The sequence below is a fragment of the Candidatus Methylomirabilota bacterium genome (genome assembly GCA_035764725.1).
Classification (GTDB): domain Bacteria; phylum Methylomirabilota; class Methylomirabilia; order Rokubacteriales; family CSP1-6; genus DASRWT01.
This window is the reverse complement of sequence record DASTYT010000029.1, coordinates 1-4278: the sequence shown is the minus strand read 5'-3', so window position 1 is coordinate 4278 and position 4278 is coordinate 1. Positions and strand designations below refer to the sequence as shown.

The 4278-nt window shown below is 69.7% G+C and carries 6 protein-coding genes; 4 read left to right on the top strand and 2 right to left on the bottom strand.

The features are described 5' to 3' along the window. Positions 1 to 646 (top strand): ABC transporter substrate-binding protein (locus VFX14_04325; GenBank protein ID HEU5188895.1); only part of this gene is annotated, 646 nt, incomplete at its 5' end. On the opposite strand, the gene VFX14_04320 is transcribed toward VFX14_04325, so the two are convergent. Further along, entirely contained in the window at positions 611 to 1546 is a 936-nt protein-coding gene (locus VFX14_04320) for an EamA family transporter (GenBank protein ID HEU5188894.1), read from the bottom strand. The genes VFX14_04325 and VFX14_04320 overlap by 36 nt on opposite strands. A 50-nt stretch (positions 1547 to 1596) precedes the next feature. On the opposite strand from VFX14_04320, the gene VFX14_04315 reads away from it, so the two are divergent. Together VFX14_04315 and VFX14_04310 are read left to right on the top strand one after the other, a co-directional pair. Further along, positions 1597 to 2253, top strand: a complete 657-nt coding sequence (locus VFX14_04315; GenBank protein HEU5188893.1) for a nucleotidyltransferase domain-containing protein — start codon at positions 1597 to 1599, stop codon at positions 2251 to 2253. A gap of 36 nt (positions 2254 to 2289) precedes the next feature. Beyond that, positions 2290 to 2814, top strand: coding sequence for a hypothetical protein (locus VFX14_04310; GenBank protein ID HEU5188892.1), 525 nt, complete (start codon positions 2290 to 2292; stop codon positions 2812 to 2814). Here the strand turns inward: VFX14_04310 and VFX14_04305 are convergent. Next, positions 2811 to 3719 carry a DMT family transporter gene (locus tag VFX14_04305; protein ID HEU5188891.1) on the bottom strand — a complete coding sequence of 303 codons (909 nt, stop codon included), beginning with the start codon at positions 3717 to 3719 and terminating at the stop codon, positions 2811 to 2813. The genes VFX14_04310 and VFX14_04305 overlap by 4 nt on opposite strands. 68 nt (positions 3720 to 3787) lie before the next feature. Between VFX14_04305 and VFX14_04300 the strand changes: the two genes are divergently transcribed. Continuing rightward, positions 3788 to 4267 (top strand): hypothetical protein, encoded by a 480-nt coding sequence (locus VFX14_04300; GenBank protein HEU5188890.1) that lies wholly within the window; start codon positions 3788 to 3790, stop codon positions 4265 to 4267. Positions 4268 to 4278 lie beyond the last annotated feature (11 nt).

Below are 4278 nucleotides of genomic sequence, written 5' to 3'. Positions count from 1 at the left end.
CGTCATGATGGCCGTCGGCGACCCGGTGAGGATGGGGCTAATTGCGAGCCTCGCCCGGCCCGGTGGAAACGTGACGGGCGTGTCCTTCGACGTCGGCCTCGAGGTCTTCGCCAAGGGACTCGAGCTCCTGAGGGAATCCATGCCGAATCTGCGACGTGTGGGGGTCCTGTCGAACTCGGCCAACTCCGCTCAGCCCGTCGCGGTGCGTGACGTGACGGCCGCCGCGCGGTCGTTAGGGTTACAGATCAAGGTCGTGGACGCGCCAGCCGTATCGGCCCTGGACGGCGTATTCGCGGCCATGGCCAAGGACCGCACGGAGGCCCTCCTCGTTCTGACGGATCCCCTGTTCATGATTCACCGCGAGCGCATCGCGAGTCTCGCGCTTCGGCACCGGCTGCCGTCCATGCATGCCGTCAAGGAGAGCGTGGAGGCGGGCGGATTCATGTCGTACGGCCCGAGTCTCGTCGGCGCGTACCGGCGGGCGGCGGTCTATGTCGACAAGATCCTGAAGGGAGCCCGGCCCTCCGACTTGCCCATCGAGCAGCCGACCACGTTCGAGATGGCCATCAATCTGAAGACCGCGAAGGCACTTGGAATCACGATTCCGCAGTCACTGTTGGGACGAGCGGACCGAATCATCGAGTGATCGCCTGGCCCCGAGCCACGCCAGCGCGCGGCCATCGATCACGGCGAGTCCGGCGGCGATCAGCGCCATGCCGCCGAGATGCCGTGGCGCCAGACGTTCTCCTAGCACGGAGGAACCCAGCGCCACGGCGATCGCCGGCATCAGGAGCGTGACGAGCAGGAGATTGGTCGCGCCCGCGGTGGCGAGGATGCGGAAGTAGACGACATATCCGAGTGCGGTGCTGACGATGGCGAGAGCCAGCAGCGCCAGCCACACCCGCGGTCCCGGTATGGCAAGGGCCCACGGCCGATCGACGGCGAGCGCGAGGGGCAGGGTGAGCACGGCGGCTGCGGTCACCTGGCCGGCCGCGGTCACGAGCGGCGGACTCCCCGCGAAGCGCCGGCCGAAGATCCCCGCGAAGGCGTAGGAGATCCCCGCCCCGAGCACGGCGAGCTGGGCCAGCACGTCAGCGCCGAGACCGCCCAGGGAGTCCGGGCCGATCATCCACACCACGCCGGCCAGGCCCACGAGCACGCCCACCACGCGCCGGGGGGTCAGCCGCTCGTCAGGCGTCAGGAAATGCGCGAGGACGGCCGTGAAGAGTGGCACGCACGCGTTCAGGATGGCGGCCAGCCCGCTGGCGATGCGCGTCTGCCCCCAGAGGATCAGGCTGAACGGGATCACGTTGTTGAGCGTGGCCATCGTCGCGAAGGCGAGCCACGCCCGCCCGGGCGCCGGCAGCCGATGCCCCGTCGCCACGATGGTCACCCCGAGCGCCGCCGCGGCCAGCACCACCCGCACCAGCAGCACCGTGAAGGGCGGCAGCGCCGCCAGCGCCACCTTCTGGAACAGGAATGTGCCGCCCCAGAGCACGGCCAGGGTAAGGAGCAGTCCCCACTCCGCGGCGCTCATGCGCTTCATGCAAGGAGGTATACGCGCGAGCCTGCCGAAGCGGGTGCTAAGGTGTCGGCATGCCGGACGCCTTCCTTCCGGCCGTGGTGGCACGCCTCGCCGAGGTTCCCGGCGTCGAGGCCATCGTGCTCGGCGGCTCGCGCGCCCAGGACAGCCACGCCGAGACCTCGGACTGGGATCTCGGCCTCTACTTTGAATCGGCGGAGGCCTTCAACGTTGTCGCGCTCAACCGCGTCGCTGCCACGCTGGACGACGCGCACCGCGAGGATCTCTGCACGCCCATTGGCGGCTGGGGGCCCTGGGTGGTCGGCGGCGGGTGGCTGACCATCGACGGGCGTTTCGCCGCGCTGACTATCGCGGCGACGCCCTATCCGGTCGCGCTGCGGGCCGCCATCTTCTCGCAGCTACGCGGCGAGCCCACGTTCTGTGCGGCGATTGCGGAGAAGGGCCTGGCTCGGGGCGATCTGGCCTACGTCGCGACGAGCTTGTCGCGCGCGGTATTCTGTCTCGCCCAGCTCCTCTTCGCCCTCAACAGCGAGTGGTACCTCAACGAGAAAGGGGCGACCGCGCGCGCCGCCCGCTTCGCCCGAACGGTCCCGCGCCTCGACGCCCGCGTGCAGGCGGCTTTCGGTAGCCTTGGCGCGGACCCCGCCGGCGCGATCGCGACGCTCAGAACGCTGGCGGAGGAGGTCGTGGCGCTGACGCGGGAAAGTTAGCGCCCCACGCCGTCCGTGCAATACTGGCGCCGGCCCATGAAGCCGATCTACAAGTTCGGCCTCGTCGCGCTTGGCTACCTCGCCGCCTTCGTGATCGCCTCCGCCGTCACCGCCGTCCGCATTGCCCTCACGAGCGGCCCGGACGCGTCGGCCTCCAGCGGCATGTACGCCTTCGGCGACGCGTTCCTCTGGCTCAACGTGTTCGGAATCTGCGCCGCCGTCCCGACGGCCGCCGCGCTCTATTTCCTCCGACCCTATCGTCGCTTCTGGGAGCTGGCCGGGTTCACGGCGGTGGTCGTGGCGGCCACCGGTGTGATGTCGGCCGTTCTCTTCTATTTCGGTCGGGCCGCGGAGCTCTCGGCTCTCGGCGCGTGGGCTCAGCTCTCGCCGCTCCGGATGCTCGTCGCGCCGCTGCTCGCGCTCGTCTTCCTGGTCTGCGCCCTGGTGGCGCCGCGGGGCTACCCGCGAATCGCGCTCTTGTCGGCCGCCCTCATGGAGATGGTCGTCACCAGCTACATCGCGCTCGTCTGGTTCGTCCCCATGTTCCTCGACAGGCTCTAGGCGGACCATTCAGGGCGGCGCGCGGGCCGCCGCAGCATCCCCGCCCGGCTCGCCGTGACGATCAGCACGCCCGCGAGCGTCGCCACGCCCCCGCCGACCTCCGCCGCCGTCGGCCGCCCGCCGAACAGCGCGATGGACCAGAGCCAAGTCACCACCGGCGTCAGCGTGAGGATGATCGTGAGGACGCTCATGTCCATGCGGCGGAGCACCAGGTAGTAGAGTCCACGGCTGACGACCACGTTGACCAGTCCGGCGAGGACGAGCCAGCCCCAGCCCACCGCGGAGGGCCAGACCAGCGCGCCCTGGGCCGCGGCGAGGACGAGGAGCACGGCGGCCACCGCGGCCACGCGGTAGAAGAGGAACTCGCCGAAGGGGATGTCGCCCCCGTAGCGCTTCACCACCGCGGAGTGGATCGCGTAGAGCAGGGTGGACGCGATCACGATCAGCGCGCCCACGCGCAGATAGTCGCCGGGCTGGAAGCTGATCACGGCCACCCCGATCAGCGCGAGCACGGTGCCGGCCACCTCCGCGCGCGTCAGACGCTCGCGCAGCCACAGGATGCCGAGCGCCAGGCTGAAGAGAATCGACGTGCGCGAGAGCAGGGACGCGGTGCCGGGATCCAGGTAGCGCACCGCCGCGAAGCCCATGTTGGTGTTCACACCCACCAGGAGGCCGATGGCGAGGAAGAACCACGGGTGCCGGCGCAGCGGTCCCAGACCGACCCGCCCGCCCAGGAACGCGTACACGACGACGGCGCCCGCCGCCATCATGTAGAAGGCGCCGGCGGCGGGCGGAAAGTGCGGCAGCAAGAGCCGCGCGAAGACGTAGTAGAGACTGTCGGCGACGAGCAGCAGGGGGACGGTGAGGCGTGTGAGGGCGGCGGCGGCGCCGGAGTGAGCGGGCACTAGCGGATGGGCCCGACTTGACCAGCCAGAGAGCGTGCGGTATCAGCCATCTTGTGTCTATGCGGGACGTGTTCCTGGATGAGCCGGGCAGCACGCCTGCCACATCGAGCCCTGGTCACCGGGCGATTCTACGCCAGGCTCTTCTCCGCCAGCTCCTGGGATTCTGCCTGTTCGGGGCGGCGTACTACGTCGCCTATCGCTACGGCATGTCTTTCGCGCAGGCGGGCGCCTCGCCATTCTGGTTCCCGGACTCGGTGTTGCTGTGCGGCCTGCTTCTCACCCGACCGGGCCAGTGGTGGCTCTTCATCGGAGTGACGCTTCCGATCCGGGTCTTCTCCGAGGTCGCGAACGGCATTCCCCTCTGGTTCCTGCTGGCGACGTTCGCCATCGATTCGGTGCGCGGCGTCCTGACCGCGACGGCGCTGCGCCGTTTCCTCATGAACCCGATCCGCATCGACACCGCGGCCCGTTCACCGGGCAGTCGGCCGCCGACACCGCGCTCGCGCTCCAGCATTTCCTCCTGCTGCGGGCCGTCCCGCTGTACCTGATTGCCATCCTC

What these genes read in the sequence shown, in the direction of transcription:
- VFX14_04320 (HEU5188894.1), bottom strand. Translation starts at nt 1,546, where the DNA reads ATGAAGCGCATGAGCGCCGCGGAGTGGGGACTGCTCCTTACCCTGGCC.
- VFX14_04315 (HEU5188893.1), top strand. Translation starts at nt 1,597, where the DNA reads ATGCCGGACGCCTTCCTTCCGGCCGTGGTGGCACGCCTCGCCGAGGTT.
- VFX14_04310 (HEU5188892.1), top strand. Translation starts at nt 2,290, where the DNA reads ATGAAGCCGATCTACAAGTTCGGCCTCGTCGCGCTTGGCTACCTCGCC.